Origin of the sequence: Pseudomonas sp. SbOxS1 (assembly GCF_013416725.1) — a bacterium.
Lineage (GTDB): Bacteria > Pseudomonadota > Gammaproteobacteria > Pseudomonadales > Pseudomonadaceae > Aquipseudomonas.
Window position 1 is genome coordinate 249947 of the sequence record NZ_JAAVXC010000003.1, and the last position, 17586, is coordinate 267532.

18 protein-coding genes are annotated in these 17586 nt (G+C 60.3%); 5 read left to right on the top strand and 13 right to left on the bottom strand.

Annotated elements, in window-relative coordinates:
* The first annotated feature begins 209 nt into the window (after positions 1-209).
* From HFK74_RS05390 to HFK74_RS05405, 4 genes are all read left to right on the top strand, one after another.
* Positions 210-1982 carry an N-acetylglutaminylglutamine amidotransferase gene (locus tag HFK74_RS05390; protein ID WP_180202651.1) on the top strand — a complete coding sequence of 591 codons (1773 nt, stop codon included), beginning with the start codon at positions 210-212 and terminating at the stop codon, positions 1980-1982.
* A 3-nt stretch (positions 1983-1985) separates the two neighbouring features.
* Complete coding sequence (gene ngg, locus HFK74_RS05395; protein ID WP_180202652.1) at positions 1986-3731, top strand: N-acetylglutaminylglutamine synthetase; 1746 nt, start codon at positions 1986-1988, stop codon at positions 3729-3731.
* A gap of 137 nt (positions 3732-3868) precedes the next feature.
* A complete protein-coding gene (locus HFK74_RS05400; RefSeq protein WP_180202653.1) occupies positions 3869-5059 on the top strand; it encodes an osmoprotectant NAGGN system M42 family peptidase in 1191 nt (396 codons plus the stop codon).
* Positions 5060-5230: 171 nt separating this feature from the next.
* Positions 5231-5458, top strand: a complete 228-nt coding sequence (locus HFK74_RS05405; protein ID WP_008060849.1) for a YheU family protein — start codon at positions 5231-5233, stop codon at positions 5456-5458.
* On the opposite strand, the gene csrA is transcribed toward HFK74_RS05405, so the two are convergent.
* The 3 genes from csrA to HFK74_RS05420 form a co-directional block, all read right to left on the bottom strand.
* Positions 5447-5638, bottom strand: a complete 192-nt coding sequence (csrA, locus tag HFK74_RS05410; protein ID WP_180202654.1) for a carbon storage regulator CsrA — start codon at positions 5636-5638, stop codon at positions 5447-5449. The two genes, HFK74_RS05405 and csrA, sit on opposite strands and share 12 nt — an antisense overlap.
* Positions 5639-5790: 152 nt before the next feature.
* A complete protein-coding gene (locus HFK74_RS05415; RefSeq protein WP_074878904.1) occupies positions 5791-6123 on the bottom strand; it encodes a YnfA family protein in 333 nt (110 codons plus the stop codon).
* A 64-nt stretch (positions 6124-6187) separates the two neighbouring features.
* Positions 6188-7003, bottom strand: coding sequence for an SDR family oxidoreductase (locus HFK74_RS05420; protein ID WP_008060839.1), 816 nt, complete (start codon positions 7001-7003; stop codon positions 6188-6190).
* A gap of 286 nt (positions 7004-7289) precedes the next feature.
* Between HFK74_RS05420 and HFK74_RS05425 the strand changes: the two genes are divergently transcribed.
* Positions 7290-7442 carry a DUF3309 family protein gene (locus HFK74_RS05425; protein WP_008060837.1) on the top strand — a complete coding sequence of 51 codons (153 nt, stop codon included), beginning with the start codon at positions 7290-7292 and terminating at the stop codon, positions 7440-7442.
* A gap of 77 nt (positions 7443-7519) precedes the next feature.
* On the opposite strand, the gene HFK74_RS05430 is transcribed toward HFK74_RS05425, so the two are convergent.
* The 10 genes from HFK74_RS05430 to HFK74_RS05475 form a co-directional block, all read right to left on the bottom strand.
* Positions 7520-9619, bottom strand: a complete 2100-nt coding sequence (locus HFK74_RS05430; protein WP_180202771.1) for an LTA synthase family protein — start codon at positions 9617-9619, stop codon at positions 7520-7522.
* A 364-nt stretch (positions 9620-9983) separates the two neighbouring features.
* On the bottom strand, positions 9984-10589 hold the full coding sequence (locus HFK74_RS05435) for an START domain-containing protein (RefSeq protein WP_180202655.1): 606 nt from the start codon (positions 10587-10589) through the stop codon (positions 9984-9986).
* Between the two features lie 41 nt (positions 10590-10630).
* On the bottom strand, positions 10631-10885 hold the full coding sequence (locus tag HFK74_RS05440; RefSeq protein ID WP_180202656.1) for a YkgJ family cysteine cluster protein: 255 nt from the start codon (positions 10883-10885) through the stop codon (positions 10631-10633).
* A gap of 165 nt (positions 10886-11050) precedes the next feature.
* Positions 11051-11506 carry a translation initiation factor 2 gene (locus tag HFK74_RS05445; protein ID WP_180202657.1) on the bottom strand — a complete coding sequence of 152 codons (456 nt, stop codon included), beginning with the start codon at positions 11504-11506 and terminating at the stop codon, positions 11051-11053.
* Between the two features lie 90 nt (positions 11507-11596).
* A complete protein-coding gene (locus tag HFK74_RS05450) occupies positions 11597-13036 on the bottom strand; it encodes a PLP-dependent aminotransferase family protein (protein ID WP_008060827.1) in 1440 nt (479 codons plus the stop codon).
* Between the two features lie 202 nt (positions 13037-13238).
* Positions 13239-14051, bottom strand: a complete 813-nt coding sequence (locus HFK74_RS05455) for an OmpA family protein (RefSeq protein WP_180202658.1) — start codon at positions 14049-14051, stop codon at positions 13239-13241.
* Positions 14048-14404, bottom strand: coding sequence for a DUF4398 domain-containing protein (locus HFK74_RS05460; RefSeq protein ID WP_180202659.1), 357 nt, complete (start codon positions 14402-14404; stop codon positions 14048-14050). The genes HFK74_RS05455 and HFK74_RS05460 overlap by 4 nt, the downstream gene beginning before the upstream one ends.
* Before the next feature lie 9 nt (positions 14405-14413).
* Positions 14414-15238 (bottom strand): ABC transporter substrate-binding protein, encoded by an 825-nt coding sequence (locus HFK74_RS05465; protein ID WP_180202660.1) that lies wholly within the window; start codon positions 15236-15238, stop codon positions 14414-14416.
* Positions 15239-15426: 188 nt separating this feature from the next.
* Positions 15427-16356, bottom strand: a complete 930-nt coding sequence (locus tag HFK74_RS05470) for an electron transfer flavoprotein subunit alpha/FixB family protein (RefSeq protein ID WP_096512851.1) — start codon at positions 16354-16356, stop codon at positions 15427-15429.
* Positions 16357-17106 (bottom strand): electron transfer flavoprotein subunit beta/FixA family protein, encoded by a 750-nt coding sequence (locus tag HFK74_RS05475; RefSeq protein ID WP_008017740.1) that lies wholly within the window; start codon positions 17104-17106, stop codon positions 16357-16359. It abuts the gene before it with no gap.
* Positions 17107-17586: the final 480 nt, after the last annotated feature.

Sequence of the window (17586 nt, forward strand, 5' to 3'; positions counted from 1 at the left end):
CCGTCCGAGCAGCTACTTCTATGTATCCCAGCAATAATTACCGCCACGGCCAAGGGTATTTCTGCCGTGCCTGCCATTCGTCCCGCAAATCCTACTTATAACTTATCGTTCTAAAACTCCCACAACCGAGGCGGGTCAGTTTCTGAGTACCTGCCGTTTTGGTTCGGTATCGATTGACCCTCCCCAACGGAAAAACCGGTAAGGAACTTATGTGCGGATTAGCTGGCGAGTTACGCTTTGACAATCAACCTGCAGACCTTGCAGCCATTGAGCGAATCACCCATCACCTGGCACCTCGCGGCCCCGACGCCTGGGGTTTTCTGAGCCAGGGGCCGATTGCCCTGGGCCATCGCCGCCTGAAAATCATGGACCTGTCGGACGGCTCGGCGCAGCCTATGATTGACCAGCAACTGGGCCTGTCCCTAGCCTTCAACGGCGCGATCTACAACTTCCCGGAACTGCGCAGCGAACTCGAAAACCTCGGTTATGCCTTCTATTCCGGCGGCGACACCGAAGTGCTGCTCAAGGGCTACCACGCCTGGGGCGAAGCCCTGCTGCCCAAGCTCAACGGCATGTTTGCCTTCGCCATCTGGGAGCGCGATGCCAAGCGCCTGTTCATCGCCCGTGACCGTCTCGGCGTGAAACCGCTGTACCTGTCGCGCACCGGCCAGCGCCTGCGCTTTGCCTCGGCGTTGCCAGCGTTGCTCAAGGGCGGCGACATCAACCCGATCCTCGATCCGGTGGCCTTGAATCATTATCTGAATTTCCATGCCGTGGTCCCGGCGCCACGCACCCTGCTGGCCGGCATCGAAAAACTGCCACCGGCGACCTGGATGCGCGTTGAAGCGGATGGCCGTACCGAGCAGAAAACCTGGTGGACCCTGCCCTACGGCCCACACGAGGATGAGAAGAATCTGACCCTCGAAGACTGGCGCGACCGCGTCCTCGACAGCACCCGCGAGGCGGTGGCGATTCGTCAACGGGCGGCGGTGGACGTTGGCGTGCTGCTGTCGGGCGGTGTCGATTCGAGCATGCTGGTCGGTCTGTTGCGTGAGGTCGGCGTGGAAAACCTCTCGACCTTCTCCATCGGCTTCCAGGATGCCGGCGGCGAGCGCGGTGACGAGTTTCAGTATTCGGATCTCATTGCCAGGCACTACGGCACCCAGCACCACCAACTGCGCATCGACGAAAAAGAGATCATCGAACAACTGCCCGCCGCCTTCCGCGCGATGAGCGAGCCGATGGTCAGTCATGACTGCATCGCTTTCTATCTGTTGTCCCGTGAAGTGGCCAAGCATTGCAAAGTGGTGCAAAGCGGCCAGGGTGCGGACGAATTGTTCGCCGGGTATCACTGGTATCCGCAGGTCGATGGCGCAGACGATCCCTACGCGGCTTATCGCGAAGCGTTTTTCGACCGCAGCTACGAGGATTACACCGCCACCGTACAGCCGAAATGGCTGACCCCGAATGATGCCGCTGGCGACTTCGTGAAGGAACATTTCGCACAGCCCGGTGCCGATGCGGCGGTGGACAAGGCCCTGCGCCTGGACAGCACGGTGATGCTGGTGGACGACCCGGTCAAACGCGTCGACAACATGACCATGGCCTGGGGCCTGGAAGCGCGCACGCCGTTTCTTGACTATCGCCTGGTGGAATTGTCAGCCCGGGTGCCGGGCAAATTCAAACTACCTGACGGTGGCAAGCAAGTGCTCAAGGAAGCGGCGCGCCTGGTGATTCCGAGCGAAGTCATTGACCGCAAGAAAGGCTACTTCCCGGTGCCGGGCCTCAAGCATTTGCAGGGCGACACGCTGAACTGGGTGCGCGAATTGCTGCTCGATCCGAGCCAGGATCGTGGCCTGTTCAACCCGGCGATGCTCGATCGCTTGCTGACCGATCCACAAGGCCAGTTGACGCCGTTGCGCGGCTCCAAGTTGTGGCAACTGGCGGCGCTGAACCTGTGGCTCAGTGAACAAGGAATCTGATCAATGAAACCTCAAGCCACGGCGTACAGCCAACGCCTGTTGCGGGGGCAGGCGCCCTCCTACGAACGCTTGCAGGCGCGTCTGGCCGAAGACGGCAGCGAACTCGCCGGCGCGCCGATTGCCGTGCATTGCGGCTGGGGCCGGCTGTTGATCGGCCATACGTTCCCCGACCCGGTGAGCCTCGCCCAAGAGTTGCTCAATGAGCAACCGGGCGAGCGCGACATCGCCCTCTATGTTGCCGCGCCCCAGCAAGTGCTGGGGCTGGAGCCGGCCCAATTGTTTCTCGACCCCTCCGACACCTTGCGGTTGTGGTTCAGCGATTACCGGCAGGCGACCCGTGTGTTTCGCGGTTTTCGCATTCGTCGCGCGCAAGGCGATGCCGACTGGCAGGCGATCAATCAGTTGTATCAGGCGCGCGGCATGTTGCCGATCGACGCCCGTTTGCTGACCCCGCGTCATCTGGGCGGCCCGGTGTACTGGCTGGCCGAGGACGAGGACAGCGGCGCGGTCATCGGCAGCGTCATGGGCCTCAATCATCAAAAGGCCTTCAACGATCCGGAACACGGCAGCAGCCTGTGGTGCCTGGCGGTCGATCCGCGCTGTTCGCGGCCCGGCGTGGGTGAAGTATTGGTTCGGCACCTGATCGAACACTTCATGAGCCGTGGGCTGAGTTACCTGGACTTGTCCGTGCTGCACGACAATCGCCAGGCGAAGAATCTTTACGCCAAGCTCGGTTTTCGCAATCTCTCGACCTTCGCCATCAAGCGCAAGAACGGCATCAACCAGTCGCTGTTTCTTGGCCCAGGCCCTGAAGCGGCGTTCAATCCGTACGCGCGGATCATCGTCGAGGAAGCCCATCGCCGCGGCATCGATGTGCAAGTCGATGATGCCGAGGCCGGGATGTTTACCCTCAGCCACGGCGGACGGCGAGTACGTTGCCGTGAGTCGCTGACTGACCTCACCAGCGCCATCAGCATGAGCCTGTGCCAGGACAAAAGCCTGACCCATAAAGTGCTCACGGCCGCCGGCCTGAACCTGCCCGCGCAACAACTGGCGGGTAACGCCGATGACAACCTGGCGTTTCTCGACGAACACCAGCGGCTGGTGGTCAAGCCGCTGGACGGGGAACAGGGGCAAGGGGTGGCGGTCGATCTACAGACCATCGAAGAGCTCCAGAACGCCATCGAGGCGGCCCGCCAGTTCGACAGTCGCGTGCTGCTGGAAAGCTACCACGAGGGTCTCGACCTGCGGATCCTGGTGATCGGTTTTGAAGTGGTTGCCGCGGCGATTCGTCGGCCGGCCGAGGTGGTGGGCGATGGCCAGCACTCCATCGGCGCGCTGATCGAAGCCCAGAGCCGACGGCGCCAGGCGGCTACAGGCGGCGAAAGCAAAATCCCGCTCGACCCTGAGACCGAGCGCACCGTGCAGGCCGCGGGTTACGACTACAACAGCATACTGCCAGCGGGCGAGCATCTGTTCGTGCGGCGTACGGCGAATCTTCATACCGGCGGGATTCTCGAAGACGTCACTGCGATCCTGCACCCCACGCTGGTGGACGCCGCGGTGCGCGCGGCGCGGGCGCTCGATATTCCCGTGGTCGGCCTCGACCTGATGGTGACTGCCGCCGATCAGCCGCAGTACGTGTTTATCGAAGCCAACGAGCGCGCCGGACTGGCCAACCATGAGCCACAGCCAACGGCCGAGCGGTTTGTGGATCTGTTGTTTCCGCACAGTCAGCCGGCCGTGTAGCGCCCGATCGTTCCCACGCTCTGCGTGGGAATGCAGCCCGGGACGCTCCGCGTCCCTCAAGAGCCGAACGCAGAGCGTCCGTTGATTCATTCCTTTGCTGCGCGCGAAAACGATCCCCAACCTCATCAGGAGTTTCCATGACCCGCCAATACCCGGAACCGGACCTGACCTATCTGCAAAAAGTCCTTCTGGAAATGCTCGCCATTCCCAGCCCCACCGGCTTCACCGATACCATCGTGCGTTACGTCGCCGAACGGTTGGAAGAGCTGGGCATTCCCTTCGAGATGACCCGTCGCGGCACCATCCGCGCCACCCTCAAGGGCAAAAAAAACAGCCCGGACCGTGCGGTTTCCGCGCACCTGGACACCATTGGCGCCGCCGTGCGCGCCATCAAGGACAACGGCCGCCTGACGCTGGCCCCCGTGGGTTGCTGGTCCAGCCGCTTTGCCGAGGGCAGCCGCGTCAGCCTGTTTACCGACAACGGCGTGATTCGCGGCAGTGTGCTGCCCTTGATGGCTTCCGGGCACGCGTTCAACACCGCCGTGGATGAAATGCCGATCAGCTGGGATCACATCGAGTTGCGCCTGGACGCCTATTGCACCACCCGCGCCGATTGCGATTCCCTGGGCATCAGCGTCGGCGATTTCGTCGCCTTCGACCCGTTGCCGGAGTTCACCGAAAGTGGCCACATCAGCGCCCGTCACCTGGACGACAAGGCCGGCGTCGCGGCGTTGCTTGCAGCGTTGAAAGCGATCGTCGACAGCGGCGAAGAGTTGGCGATCGATTGTCATCCGCTGTTCACCATCACTGAGGAAACCGGCAGTGGCGCTGCGGCGGCGTTGCCCTGGGACGTCAGTGAGTTCGTCGGCATCGACATTGCGCCCGTCGCGCCCGGCCAGCACTCCAGCGAGCACGCAGTGAGCATTGCAATGCAGGATTCCGGCGGGCCGTACGACTATCACCTGTCGCGGCACCTGTTGCGCCTGGCCAGTGACAACGAGTTGCCGGTGCGCCGCGACCTGTTCCGCTACTACTTCAGCGACGCGCACTCGGCCGTCACCGCCGGCCATGACATCCGCACCGCCCTGCTCGCCTTTGGCTGCGACGCCACCCACGGCTACGAACGCACCCACATCGACAGTCTCGCCGCCCTCAGCCGCCTGCTCGGCGCCTACATCCTCAGCCCGCCGGTGTTCGCCAGCGACGCGCAACCGGCCACCGGCTCGCTGGACCGGTTCAGTCACCAGATCGAACACGAGACGCAGATGGAAAGCGATACGCGGGTGCCGTCGGTGGATAGCCTGGTGGGGCAGCGTTCGGACAACTGAGCCTGACATCCACATTGCCCGATCAATCGCCATCGCCAGCAGGCTGGCTCCCACAAGATCCTGTGGGAGCCAGCCTGCTGGCGATGGCGTCAGACCCGACAACGCAGGACCCAGGCTAGCCCCGACCCGTGATTCACCGTAGCATCGCGCCATTGTTTAGCCGAGGTGCCTATGCTGATTCCCCACGACCAACTTGAAGTCGATACCCTGACCCGCCTGATCGAAGATTTCGTGACCCGCGACGGTACCGACAATGGCGATGACACGCCGCTGGAGACCCGCGTATTGCGTGTTCGCCAGGCATTGATCAAGGGCCAGGCCCTGATTGTCTTCGATCCGGAGAGCGAGCAATGCCAGTTGATGCTCAAGCATGACGTGCCCAAGCATCTATTCGACTGATTTTTTGTTTCGCGCCTGCTTGCGCTGGATTCGCTCGTAGATCTCGCTGCGGTGCACGTTGACATGGTTCGGGGCTTCGATGCCGAAGCGCACGTTACCGCCATTGACGGCAATGATGCGCACCGAAATGGTGTCGCCGATGGAAATCAATTCGCCGACTACGCGACTCAGTACAAGCATGGCTTTGGTCCTTCAGGGTTACCGGGCCTTGAAGATGCCCGCTGCACGGCGGGCCTACAAGACAGCCAGGGCAATCCAGACCGAACCTACAACCATTGGGTTGCCTTGCTGAAGGAAATGCCTGACACGCGCCTCAATCGAGGGCCGATTCGTCAGGAAGCCGAGAAGCGCGGGCCGAACAGGATAACGCTGGCCCCGATCACACACAGCGCAACGCCCAGCCAGTCGGAGCCCAGTGGCCGAATCCGCTCGACCACCGCCAGCCAGCCAATCGAAGCAATGATGTAGATACCGCCATAAGCGGCATAGGCACGGCCTGCGTAAGTCGCCTCTATGCGCGTCAGCAACAACGCGAACAACGTCAGGCTGAGTAACGCCGGCACCACCCACCAGGCACTTTTACCCTGGCGCAACCACATCCAGAAGGCGAAGCAACCGGCGATTTCGAACAACGCGGCGAGGAAAAACCACAGGTAATTGAGCATGCGAACGTCTCGCGAGGATGGCCGATGGCGGCCACCCTAACGAGGCTGTTCCGTGGGGGCAAGTTCAGCTTGCCGATTGCCTGGCCTTGGCGCGCATCTTGTCGGCCATCAGGGTCATTTCGTTGTAGAGCAGTTGCGGGTTCTTCTGCTTGAGCGCCCAGGCCTGGCGGCCCTGTTCGTGGGGCAGGATCATGAACTCGCCGGCGGCGACCTGCTGGTAGATATAGTCGGCGATATCGGCGGCACTGATGGGCGAGCTTTCCAGCAACTTGCCAACCTGGGCTTTCATGGCTGGCGTCGGGCCGCGGAAGGAGTCCAGCAGATTGGTCTGGAAAAACGACGGGCACACCACATGCACGCCGACTTCCTGATGCGCCAGTTCGATCAGCAGGCTTTCGGACAACGCCACCACGCCGGCCTTGGCCACGTTGTAGTTGCTCATGGCCGGCCCTTGCATCAATGCCGCCATCGACGCGATGTTGATGATCTTGCCCTTGCTCTTCTCCAGCAACGGCAGGAAGGCCTTGCAGCCCTTGACCACGCCCATGAGGTTGATTGCGATCTGCCAGTCCCAGTCTTCCAGGGACAGTTCGCTGAAAAACCCGCCCGAGGCCACGCCCGCGTTATTGACGATGACGTCGATACCACCGAACTTCGATTCGCAGGCCTGGGCAAACGCGGTCAGCTGACTGTAATCACGCACATCGCAACGCTGGATAAAACCGTCACCACCGGCTTCGCGCACCTGCTTGAGGGTTTCCTGCAGGCCCGGTTCGCTGACGTCCGACAAGGCCAGCTGCCAGCCCTCGCGCGCCCAGCGCAGCGCGATTTCGCGACCCAGGCCGGAGCCCGCACCAGTGATCATCATGCGATTTTGCATAGCAAACAGCCTTGTTGTTCCGGGGAAGATGCGTCGAGTGTAGCGAAGGATATTGGCCGTCCCACGCTCTATCAGATTGCTGAATGCCCCGAGCAAACCGCAAGCGCGGCTCAAGCAACTAACGCAACAGCAGACGGAATAGGCAATAGTTCTAAAAACAGCAAAAAAACCTGGAATTTTCTGCCCTGTGTAACGGTCCGATTTTTTAAGCAGCTCGAATAAATGACATTCCCGCTGACTGATAACGGCTAGGTCATTCCTGAATACTTAAAGCAAGGAAACAGACATGGGCACAATTCTCCTGATCATTCTGATCCTGTTACTGATCGGTGGTCTACCGGTCTTCCCGCACTCCAGAAGTTGGGGTTATGGCCCGTCCGGTATCATCGGCGTGGTGTTGGTGGTGATACTGATCCTGTTGTTGCTCGGCAAGATATGAAGTTCTGACCGGTAAAAAAAAGAGGCTCTAAAGGAGCCTCTTTTTTATTGCATCGCTATTTGCTCGGTCTTGCCAGTTTAATCCGGCTTGCCGTCGACCACACCGGCGGTGTTGTCGATCAGGCTCTTGGTCGCCGTTTGCAGGAACGCTTCGAGCTTGGTTTTAAGCTCGGCGGTACGCGGTGCATCAGGAACGACCACGGCACGAGGCGTAGCGCCCAGTTCGTACTGGTACATCTTCGGTGCCATGTCCTTGTCCTTGGGCAGAACCAGGATCTGGTCCGCGGTGATGATCGCAGTGGTCTGCTCGCTGCCCGACGGCTTGATCACACCGAAACCGGTATCGCCTTCCGGCAGGTTGAGCAAGTCACGGCCCCAGCACTGATGACGCACTTCGCCACCGATCCGGCCCATGATGGTCGGCACGATGTCGACCTGGGTGCCAACGGTGTGGTCCAGCGTGCCGAATTTTTCCTGGATGCCCGGTGCGATCATCAGCATCGGCACGTTGAAGCGACCCAGGTCCATTTCGGTGATCTGACGTTCGTTGCCGAAGCCGTGGTCGCCGACGATGACGAACAGGGTTTCCTTGAAGTAAGGCTCATTGCGCGCCTTCTCGAAGAACTGACCCAGCGCCCAATCCGCGTAGCGCATGGCGGTCAAATGTTCGTTCAGGCTGCCACGATCGGTGACGGGCTCGACCGGCAAGGGGGTCGGCAACGCATAAGGCGTGTGGTTGGACAAGGTTTGCAGCAAGGCATAGAACGGTTTCTTGTCCTTGCCATCGCGGGCCTTGAGCTCCACCAGGCCACGGTCGAACATGTCCTGGTCGGACACACCCCAGGTCGGGTCGGAGAACACCGGGTTAACGAAGTCGTTACGCCCGATGAAATTGGTCATGCCCTGGTTGCTGAAGAAACCCGACTGGTTGTCCCAGGCGAAATCGCCGTTGTAGACATACACATCGTCGTAGTCACGGGCGCTGAGCAACTGCGGCAGGCCAGACAGTTTGTGGCTGCCTTCCGGGGTCTGCATCAGGTACTCGAAACCCGGCAGGTTCGGGAAGCACGCCATGGTGGCGAACATGCCCTGGTGGGTGTGGGTACCGTTGGAGAAGAAACGGTCGAACAGCAGGCCTTCCTTCGACAGTTTGTCGAGGTAAGGCGTGATGTTACCCGGTGCGCCCAATGCACCCACCGAGTGACCGGCCATGCTTTCCATCAGGATCACGACAACGTTCTTGATCGGCAGGGTCTTGTCGGCGGGTGGCGTGTAGTCGCGACGCACGGCGGCGGTCTCGGCATCCACCAGTTTGTCGTCCTTCATCACCAGCATGTCGCGCACGGTCTGCTGCGCCATCGGTTGAGGCAACGTGGCCTTCCAGATGTTATCGCGATCTTCGGACATCCGGCTCTTCGCCGCAGCCACCAGGGACAGGGTACCGTTGAGGCCCAGTTGGTTGGCGAAGTTGGAATCGGTGGTGTAGACATCACCCCAACGCATGGGCGGGCCTTGACGCAAGGTACCGCGGGCCGCGACCACGCAGATCAGCAGGCACACCACGAACACCACGGCGCGCGAGTACCAGGGGGCGACCTGGCGGGTGCTGATGCTGCCGCCGCTGAAAGGGCCACGAGGACGCGTGGCACGGTCGGCGCCCTTGAACGCGAGGCTCAGGATCCAGGTACCCAGGGCCCAGGACAGCAGGTAGCGAACCACCGGAAAACCGTACCAGAGCATGCTCATCACGGTTTTCGGGTCTTCCTTCACATACTGGAAGACCAAGCCGTTGAGGCGCTGGTGGAATTCACGGTAGAAGTCCATCTCCATCAGGCCCAGGAACAGCGCGATGCTGGAGGTGACTGTCAGCCAGAAGCGGAAGATCCCCCGCGCTGCCATGGCTCGGGCACTGAACAGCGCCAGCACCAGCGGAACGCTCAGGTAGACCACCAGGCGCAGGTCGAAACGCAAGCCGTTGGCGAATGCTTCGAAAAAGGTCGCGGCCGGGGTGTCGAGGATCATTTCGCGGTTGTAGACCAGCAGCGCGAGGCGCAGCACGGAAAACATCACCATCATGACCAGAGCGCACAACAGTGTGTAGGCCAGATGCGATTTGACGGTCGGTTGCAGCAAGCGACTCGATGCTCGCTTCTGACTCAGGGCGTCCGGGATTGCCATGTCGTTTTTAGGACCCATTGGAAGTTTAAGTTTCGAAAATACAGCTGCGCCCTGCCCTCTGTTGGCCAGTACTCGGCCCCGGGGTTCGCGCGGTGCGCAAATGTTGCACGATCAATCGCGGCATTGCCATTGATTACTGTTCGTCGATGGCCGCGCGGGGGGAATTGTCTTGGAGGCTTTGTGAAAATTCTGTGCAACGAATATTCGGAAACACAATAAAGGTTTGTGTAGGAGCGATGCTCGCTCCGGGCGGCGTTCCGACGAAAAACGCCAGGACGGCACGGGCATGCAGACAGCCCGCGTTATTGTTGACGTCCATCGCGAGCAAGCATCGCGTCTACAGGGGAATGGGTGGTACCCGCTTTTATTTCTCGGCCACAGCCTTCAGGTTTTTCAAGGTATTGAACGGCGCATCCACCACAAACTTGTTGGCCACCATCGATGGCACGCTACCACCTGGCTCGGTATGCACCTGGTAGGTCACTTCAACCTGATCGCCCTTGGGGACGAACTTCCAGAAACCATCGACCTTGGCGACCCGCACAAAGCCCTTTTCTTCAGGAAGGTATTTCGGCACGCCCTCGAGCTTGCGCGTCAGGCTGCCATCGGCGCCCGTGATCGTGGTGATATGCAGCACCGAATCACGCGGCGTGACCGGCCATGGCGTATTGAACTGGGTGTAGGTCCAGCTCTGGTCGCCTTCGTGCTTGAGCAACTTCTGGGTCTTGCACTCGTGAATCCAGGCGCAGGCGCCGACCACGTCTTCCTGCAGCGCGCGCAGTTTGGCCACGGTGGTCTTCATCAGGGTGACGCCCTGATAGGCCTTGTAGTCGGAGCCGGCCACTTCACTCAGGGAGATCTTGATGCCGTCTTCGTTCTTGGCGACTTTCCAGTCTTCGGCCTGGGCGACCGAAGTGGCCAGTACAGCGGTCAAACCACACAACACAGCGATACGATGCAGCGAACCCATAATCTTATTCCTTATTGTTTAAGTTCCGTTCGTCGAACACATCACGCCGCGGTCATCTGCTCCCACCAGCCAATCAACCGGATAGCCTCTTCGCTGCTATTGCCACACACCTCGATGTCAGCCTCGAAGGCCGAACACACCGCCGGGCGCTCGGGTTTACCGAAAATGTTGCACAGGTTATCGGCAGACAATTGCAGGCAACGTTCCCCGGCGGCTTTGCCATGGGGCATACCGGGAATCGGTGAACTGATGGAAGGGGCAATGCAGCAGGCGCCACAGCCCTCACGGCATTTCATGACGAAAAGCTCCTCGCGACGAGCAATGTGTTGAAGGACGGGGCACAGAGTAACCGCTAAAACAGTTGTTTTAAATTACCCTTGCCCGGGTATTTGCCTGCAAACGGGCGTGACCGGCCAGTCTCCGACCAAGCGTCTGGCCGGCGGGTCTGCCAAAGGCGGGATTTACCGCTTGAATTCGAATTCCAGCGCAGCGCCTTCCACTTCATGACGCTCTTCGTTACGCATTTGCAGCTGCATTTCGTTGTTGATCAGCCTGCCGTTGAGCTGGAACTGGCTGCTTTTGTCACCGAACATCTGCGGCAATACCGGCTCACGCTTGGGCAATGGAACCGTCCCGACCGGTTTCAGCTCTTCGACCATGTCCTTGGGCAGGCTCAAATCCAGGTCGGCGGAAGGTACCGGGGTTTTCACCACTTCGCTGGCCGGTTTGGACTTGGAGGCAATCGGTGCGCGCTTCTTTACCGCAGCGGGCTTTTTGACCGTTGCGGTTTTTTTCGGGGTTGCCTTGGCAGCGCTGGCGGCGGGTTTTTCCTGCACGGATTCGGCCTTGACGGACGCCGGCTGAACACTCGCTAACAGGCAGATCAACAGCCAGACGGCAGGAAAAATCGGCTTCATGTACCCAACGACGCAAACGGCGAAAACGACAGAGGTGCCTATGCTCGCCTGTTGCACGCCCCGTGACAAGCACGGACAGAGGCCGCCTGGTCAAAAGCCGCCAGCCATCTCCTGGCAGAGCTGGGTGGCAAGCATGCCCAGGGTCATCAACGCACGTTCGGCTTCGCGGTTCCACGGGATGCCGCAATTGAGCCGGATGCAGTGGTTGAACTGCTCGGTGTTACTGAATATCAGCCCCGGCGCAATACTGATGCCCTGCTGCAACGCCCGCACATGCAGTTCCTGGGTGTTGACCCGCCCCGGCAAGCTCACCCACAAAATGAAACCGCCGGTAGGCCGGGTCATCTGCGTGCCTTCGGGGAAATACTGCTGCACCGCCAGCTGGAAGGCGCTGAGGTTCTTGCGGTACTCCTGGCGGATGTAACGCAAATGGCGGTCGTAACCACCGTTTTCCAGATAGGCGGCAATGCCCATCTGCGTGACGCTGCAGGCCGAATGGGTACTGAAGGTTTGCAGGCGCTGGATCTCCTGCTGGTACTTGCCGGCAATCATCCAGCCGATCCGTACCCCCGGCGACAGGGTCTTGGAGAAGCTCGAGCAGTAAATCACCCGGTCCAGCCGGTCATAGGCCTTGAGCGATTTGGTGCGGCCCTGCTCGAACATCAGCTCGCCGTAGATATCGTCTTCGACGACCTGGATGTCAAAGTCCGACGCCAGGCGCAGCAGCTGCTTCTGCCGCTCTTCCGGCATGGTGCCGCCTAACGGGTTGCTCAGACGAGTGGTCAGTACCAGCGCCTTGATCGACCACTGGTTGGCCGCCAATTGCAGGGCTTCGAGGCTCATGCCGGTGGACGGGTCGCTGGGGATCTCGATGACCTTGAGGCCCAGGAGATCGGCCAGCTGCAGCAAACCGTAATAGGTCGGCGACTCGGCCGCGATCAGGTCACCGGGCCGGGTCAGCACCCGCAGGGACATCTGCAAGGCGTCGACGCAGCCGTGGGTGATCACCACTTCCGAAGGGTCGACCACCACGCCGGCATCGCGCATGCGGATCGCCACCTGTCGGCGCAGGGGTTCGAAACCGGGGCTGAACATGTAGCTGAAAGCCCGCGGGCTATGGAATCGGGTGACTTTGGCCAATTGCTGATGCAGGGCTCGCACCGGCAAATAGTCGACGCTGGGCACCGCGGCGCCCAGCGGAAAAACGCCTTCGCGGCGGGATTCGACCAACACCTGCTGAATGATGCTGCTGCGCGTTACCAGGCCTGGACGTTCGACCCGGGCAATGTCCGGTGTCGGCGCGGTCAGCGCCGGAGTCTGGTGTACGTAGTAACCGGACTGCGGCCGCGCGCGGATCAGCCCCTGATCTTCGAGGTTGGCATAGGCCTGCAGCACCGTGGCATGGCTGACATTGAGCTGCGAACTCATCTTGCGCACCGAAGGCACGCGCTCTCCCGGTTGATAGACACCACGGCGGATGTCTTCGGCCAGTTGCTGAGCAATACGTTGGTAGAGCAAGAGGTTGGTCATGACGCAGCACTCGATTTCACGGGCATTTTATTCTTGTGTGAAACAATACCGGAACAGTTTAGAAGTGTACTGGGACAGTTGCCACAATAGTCGACAGTACAGTGCAGTGTCAGCAAAAACTGTACTGTTTTGTGCGGTAATCGGCAGGCGAAAAAAAACCCGGCGCTGTCTGGCAGGCCGGGCTTTCCAGAGACGCTACCCTTTAGCGGGCAGCGCCGAGCTGGCCTTTTTCGTCGGAAAACACAATTTCCACCCGACGGTTCTGCGCCCGGCCCCGTTCGGAGGCGTTCGCGTCAACCGGATACTCGTCGCCATAGCCTTCAACCCGGATGCGCTTGTCGTCGATGCCCAGGTCCATCAGCACGTCCGCCACCGATTGCGCCCGGTCGCGGGACAGCTTGAGATTCTCCTGCTTGCCACCGGTACTGTCGGCGTAGCCTTCGATGCGCACCACGCGCTTGGGGTTGAGCTGCAGGAACTGCACAATCTTGAGCACCACGCGGTTGGCCGAGCTTTTCAGCTCTGCTTCGCCGGTGTCGAACAGCACGTCCCCCAGGGTCATCACCAGGCCACGGTCGGTCTGGGTGGTAGCCAAGGCAAGGATCTGCTCTTCCAGCCATTTGCCCTGCTGCTGCACGCTGAGCAACTTGGATTCGCGCAGGGCCAGTTGCAGGCGCTGGCGTTCCAGCTCGAGCTTGGCGGCGCGCTCTTCGTTGAGCACCTGATTGGTGTGTTCCCTGGCGATTTCGCTGTAGCGCTGGCTCAGGTAAGCGTAATGCACCACATCCGAGCCGCTGCCCCAATAGGTGGACAAACGGTCGGCGCGGGCCAGGGACTCACCGGCGCGTATCACGTCCTTGGGGGCGATGCGCAGCACGTTGGAGTCTTCCTTGACCTTCTGGAAGTCGGCGCCCGCCTGTTGCAGCGCCGCTTCGCCTTGCTGGCCGGCGCAGCCGACAAGGCTCACGGTTGCTGCCAGGATCAAAGCGCCGAAAACGTAGGACTTGAGGCTCATTGGGCTGCTCCCAACTGCTTTTGCAGGCGGGCGATGCGGGTATTGAGCACGTTCAGCTGTTCTTCACTCTTGAGGGTCAAGACCCGGGCTTCGGCCAGGCGCGCATCCAGCTCGGCCTGCTCGGCACGCATCCGCGCATTCCGGAAAGACTGGTCAGCCATGCTGCCCTTGGCCCGGTTGTACTTGTCTTCGGCCAGTTTCATTTCCGGCACTTCGTCGGCAGTGGCGCCCACGGCCTTGGCCTGCTCGACGGCCTGTGCGGTCAGGCGCATTTGTTCATTCGGCGCCGGATCGGCTGCACAACCCGCCAGAGCCAGAACGGCCAGGGCAGCGAAAAGAGGTCGAATACTCACTAAGAATCCCTACTGTTTTGGGGTACTGACAGGTTGCTTCTGCTGCGCGTTCCAACGCTCGATATTGCGTTGCAGCACGGCCTCCGTCAGTCCGGACGCGGGCAATTCTGTCATCTTTTTGGCCAACTGTCCGCGCAACCACGGATCGTTGCAGGCCGAGTTGTGGGAAACCGCCAGAAACAGACCCGGTTTGTCGACCGGTTGCGTACGGGGCACCAGGTCATTGGCCATGCCCAGGGTCTGCGCCATTGCCATGCCGGAGTAACGCCCTGCCAGGACGAATTCCACCTCGCCCAAGAGCAATTTCTGAAAGGCCTGGGTCAGGTTTGGCGTACGGGCGAGGGTCAATTGCTGCTCGGCGAAAGTGGCGAACTGCGCGGTTAATCGCGACTTTTCCGACAACGCCCCGGGATGACCGTGCAGGTCCGCGACTGCGTTGTAGACCAGCGATGAATCCTTGCGGGTCCACACCAGGTAATCGTTCTCCAGCAACGCTGGATGAATGTAGTCCAGGGATTCCAGCTCGCTGACCGTCAACGGGGCATCGGCCAGCATGTCCATGCGCCCGCTGCGTACTTCCTCCAGCGCCTGTGCGCGTTTACCGGCGTAGAGCAACTGGACCTTGATGCCCAACTGCCCCGCTACCTGCTGCAACAAATCGGCACTGGCGCCGATCAGGTGCTTGGGATCTTGCGGGTCTTGCCACAGGTACGGTGGCGCATCCGGGCTGCCGGTGACCACAAGGCGTTCGCACTTGCCGACGGCATTGGACAGCGCCGGGAATACCGTCAGCCCCAGTAACAATGACCACCCACACACGCGGCGCAGATCCATGGCAATACACTCCCACTCATGTCCGGTTATATCTGTAGGAGCTGGCTTGCCAGCGAAGGCGGCGTCACAGACAACAATGATGTTGAATGTGACGGCCTCTTCGCTGGCAAGCCAGCTCCTACAGGTACAGGAAAGGCAAAAAAAAGCCCGACCAGAAGGTCGGGCTCTTTATAAGTGAAGCCGCCGGATTAGACCAGCTTCTCCAGCTCAGGGATGGCTTCGAACAGGTCCGCCACCAGGCCGTAATCGGCCACCTGGAAGATCGGCGCTTCTTCGTCCTTGTTGATCGCAACGATCACCTTGGAGTCTTTCATGCCGGCCAGGTGCTGGATCGCGCCGGAGATACCGACCGCGATGTACAGCTGTGGAGCAACGATCTTGCCGGTCTGACCGACCTGCATATCGTTGGGTACGAAACCTGCGTCGACCGCGGCGCGCGAAGCACCCACGGCAGCGCCCAGCTTGTCGGCCAGGGCGTACAGGTGCTTGAAGTTGTCGCCGTTCTGCATGCCGCGGCCGCCGGAAACGACGATCTTGGCAGCGGTCAGTTCCGGACGATCGGACTTGGCCAGCTCTTCGCCAACGAAGCTGGAGATCGCAGCGTCGTGAGCAGCAGCAACCGATTCAACCGAAGCCGAACCACCTTCAGCGGCAACCGGATCGAAACCGGTGGCACGCACGGTGATCACCTTGACCGCAGCGTTCGACTGAACGGTAGCGATGGCGTTACCGGCGTAGATTGGGCGCTTGAAGGTGTCAGCGCTTTCGACCGAGATGATCTCGGAGATCTGGTCAACGTCCAGTGCAGCGGCAACGCGCGGCAGGATGTTTTTGCCGTTGGAAGTGGCGGCAGCCAGGATGTGACTGTAGCCCTTGCCCAACTCTGCAACCAGTGGCGCAACGTTTTCCGGCAGCTGATGCGCGTAAGCGGCGTTGTCAGCGTTCAGGACTTTGCTCACGCCAGCGATTTTCGCAGCGGCTTCAGCCACGGCGCCAGCGCCCTGGCCTGCAACCAGCACGTGGATGTCGCCGCCGATTTTGGCCGCGGCAGCAACAGTGTTCAGCGTGGCCGGGGCCAGTACTTTGTTGTCGTGTTCAGCAATAACCAAGATAGTCATTTAGATTACCTTCGCTTCGTTTTTCAGTTTCTCGACCAGTTCAGCCACCGACTTGACCTTGATACCCGCGCTGCGTGCAGCAGGCGCTTCGACTTTCACGGTCTTGTTGGTGGAGGCGGTGGAAACGCCCAAAGCGTCCGGAGTCAGCGTCTCGAGAGGCTTCTTCTTGGCTTTCATGATGTTTGGCAGAGACGCGTAGCGCGGCTCGTTCAAACGCAGGTCGGTGGTGACGATGGCCGGCAGTTTCAGGGAAACTGTCTGCGCGCCGCCGTCGATTTCACGGGTGACAGCCACGCTGTCGCCGCTGATTTCGACTTTCGAGGCGAACGTGCCCTGACCGTAGCCGCTCAGTGCCGCCAGCATCTGGCCGGTCTGGTTGTTGTCGCTGTCGATGGCTTGTTTGCCAAGGATCACCAGCTGAGGCTGTTCCTTGTCGACAACAGCCTTGAGCAGCTTGGCAACAGCCAGGGAAGTCAGGTCTTCGGCGGACTCGACGAGGATGGCGCGATCGGCACCCAGAGCCAGCGCGGTGCGCAGTTGCTCTTGAGCGGTGGACGGGCCCACGGAGACGACGACGATTTCAGTCGCAACACCTTTTTCTTTCAGGCGTACGGCTTCTTCCACGGCGATCTCGCAGAACGGGTTCATCGACATCTTGACGTTGGCAAGATCGACGCCGGAATTGTCCGCCTTGACGCGAACTTTCACGTTGTAATCCACAACGCGTTTGACAGCTACAAGAACCTTCATGGATTCCTCGTTACTCTCCGGTGAAAAGAAAGTCGCCTAGGCGAACCTGGCGGTTGATGCTCATCGGGCGCAAGGGCACCTCCAAAAACGCCGGCAAACGTGTCAAGTGACCATCGCTCATGATGCTGATGACCGTTCGTCAGGAGTGACTAACGAGTCATTCAATATCGCGACGTGTAAACTGCGCGTCAAACCCGCGCGGCGTATCACCTTCTACTGCCATCGCCCTGTCTTTAGAGGTGCTCTTGAAGCCAACAGTCAGCCTACGGCGAGCGCAAAACCGCCCGTATCTTGACCGGAACACCTATTCCGGTCAATACGCCAAAATGGCCGTTCATAAGGCGCGTGACTTTGATTTCTCTGGCTTGGAGCCATTTCAAACAAACGTTTGTATTGGACGCTGAGAGTGGTGTAGATATAATGCGCCACCAAAGAGAAAGGTGGTTAATCGATTGTCCGCTCCCGGCGTTGCGCAGGGAT

Coding starts and splice junctions, on each gene's coding strand:
- HFK74_RS05435 (WP_180202655.1), bottom strand. CDS start 10,589: ATGGGTTCGCTGCATCGTATCGCTGTGTTGTGTGGTTTGACCGCTGTA.
- HFK74_RS05470 (WP_096512851.1), bottom strand. CDS start 16,356: ATGACTATCTTGGTTATTGCTGAACACGACAACAAAGTACTGGCCCCG.
- HFK74_RS05465 (WP_180202660.1), bottom strand. CDS start 15,238: ATGGATCTGCGCCGCGTGTGTGGGTGGTCATTGTTACTGGGGCTGACG.
- HFK74_RS05455 (WP_180202658.1), bottom strand. CDS start 14,051: ATGAGCCTCAAGTCCTACGTTTTCGGCGCTTTGATCCTGGCAGCAACC.
- HFK74_RS05445 (WP_180202657.1), bottom strand. CDS start 11,506: ATGAAGCCGATTTTTCCTGCCGTCTGGCTGTTGATCTGCCTGTTAGCG.
- HFK74_RS05400 (WP_180202653.1), top strand. CDS start 3,869: ATGACCCGCCAATACCCGGAACCGGACCTGACCTATCTGCAAAAAGTC.
- HFK74_RS05390 (WP_180202651.1), top strand. CDS start 210: ATGTGCGGATTAGCTGGCGAGTTACGCTTTGACAATCAACCTGCAGAC.
- HFK74_RS05440 (WP_180202656.1), bottom strand. CDS start 10,885: ATGAAATGCCGTGAGGGCTGTGGCGCCTGCTGCATTGCCCCTTCCATC.
- HFK74_RS05430 (WP_180202771.1), bottom strand. CDS start 9,619: ATGGCAATCCCGGACGCCCTGAGTCAGAAGCGAGCATCGAGTCGCTTG.
- HFK74_RS05450 (WP_008060827.1), bottom strand. CDS start 13,036: ATGACCAACCTCTTGCTCTACCAACGTATTGCTCAGCAACTGGCCGAA.
- csrA (WP_180202654.1), bottom strand. CDS start 5,638: ATGCTTGTACTGAGTCGCGTAGTCGGCGAATTGATTTCCATCGGCGAC.
- HFK74_RS05415 (WP_074878904.1), bottom strand. CDS start 6,123: ATGCTCAATTACCTGTGGTTTTTCCTCGCCGCGTTGTTCGAAATCGCC.
- HFK74_RS05420 (WP_008060839.1), bottom strand. CDS start 7,003: ATGCAAAATCGCATGATGATCACTGGTGCGGGCTCCGGCCTGGGTCGC.
- HFK74_RS05475 (WP_008017740.1), bottom strand. CDS start 17,106: ATGAAGGTTCTTGTAGCTGTCAAACGCGTTGTGGATTACAACGTGAAA.
- HFK74_RS05425 (WP_008060837.1), top strand. CDS start 7,290: ATGGGCACAATTCTCCTGATCATTCTGATCCTGTTACTGATCGGTGGT.
- ngg (WP_180202652.1), top strand. CDS start 1,986: ATGAAACCTCAAGCCACGGCGTACAGCCAACGCCTGTTGCGGGGGCAG.
- HFK74_RS05405 (WP_008060849.1), top strand. CDS start 5,231: ATGCTGATTCCCCACGACCAACTTGAAGTCGATACCCTGACCCGCCTG.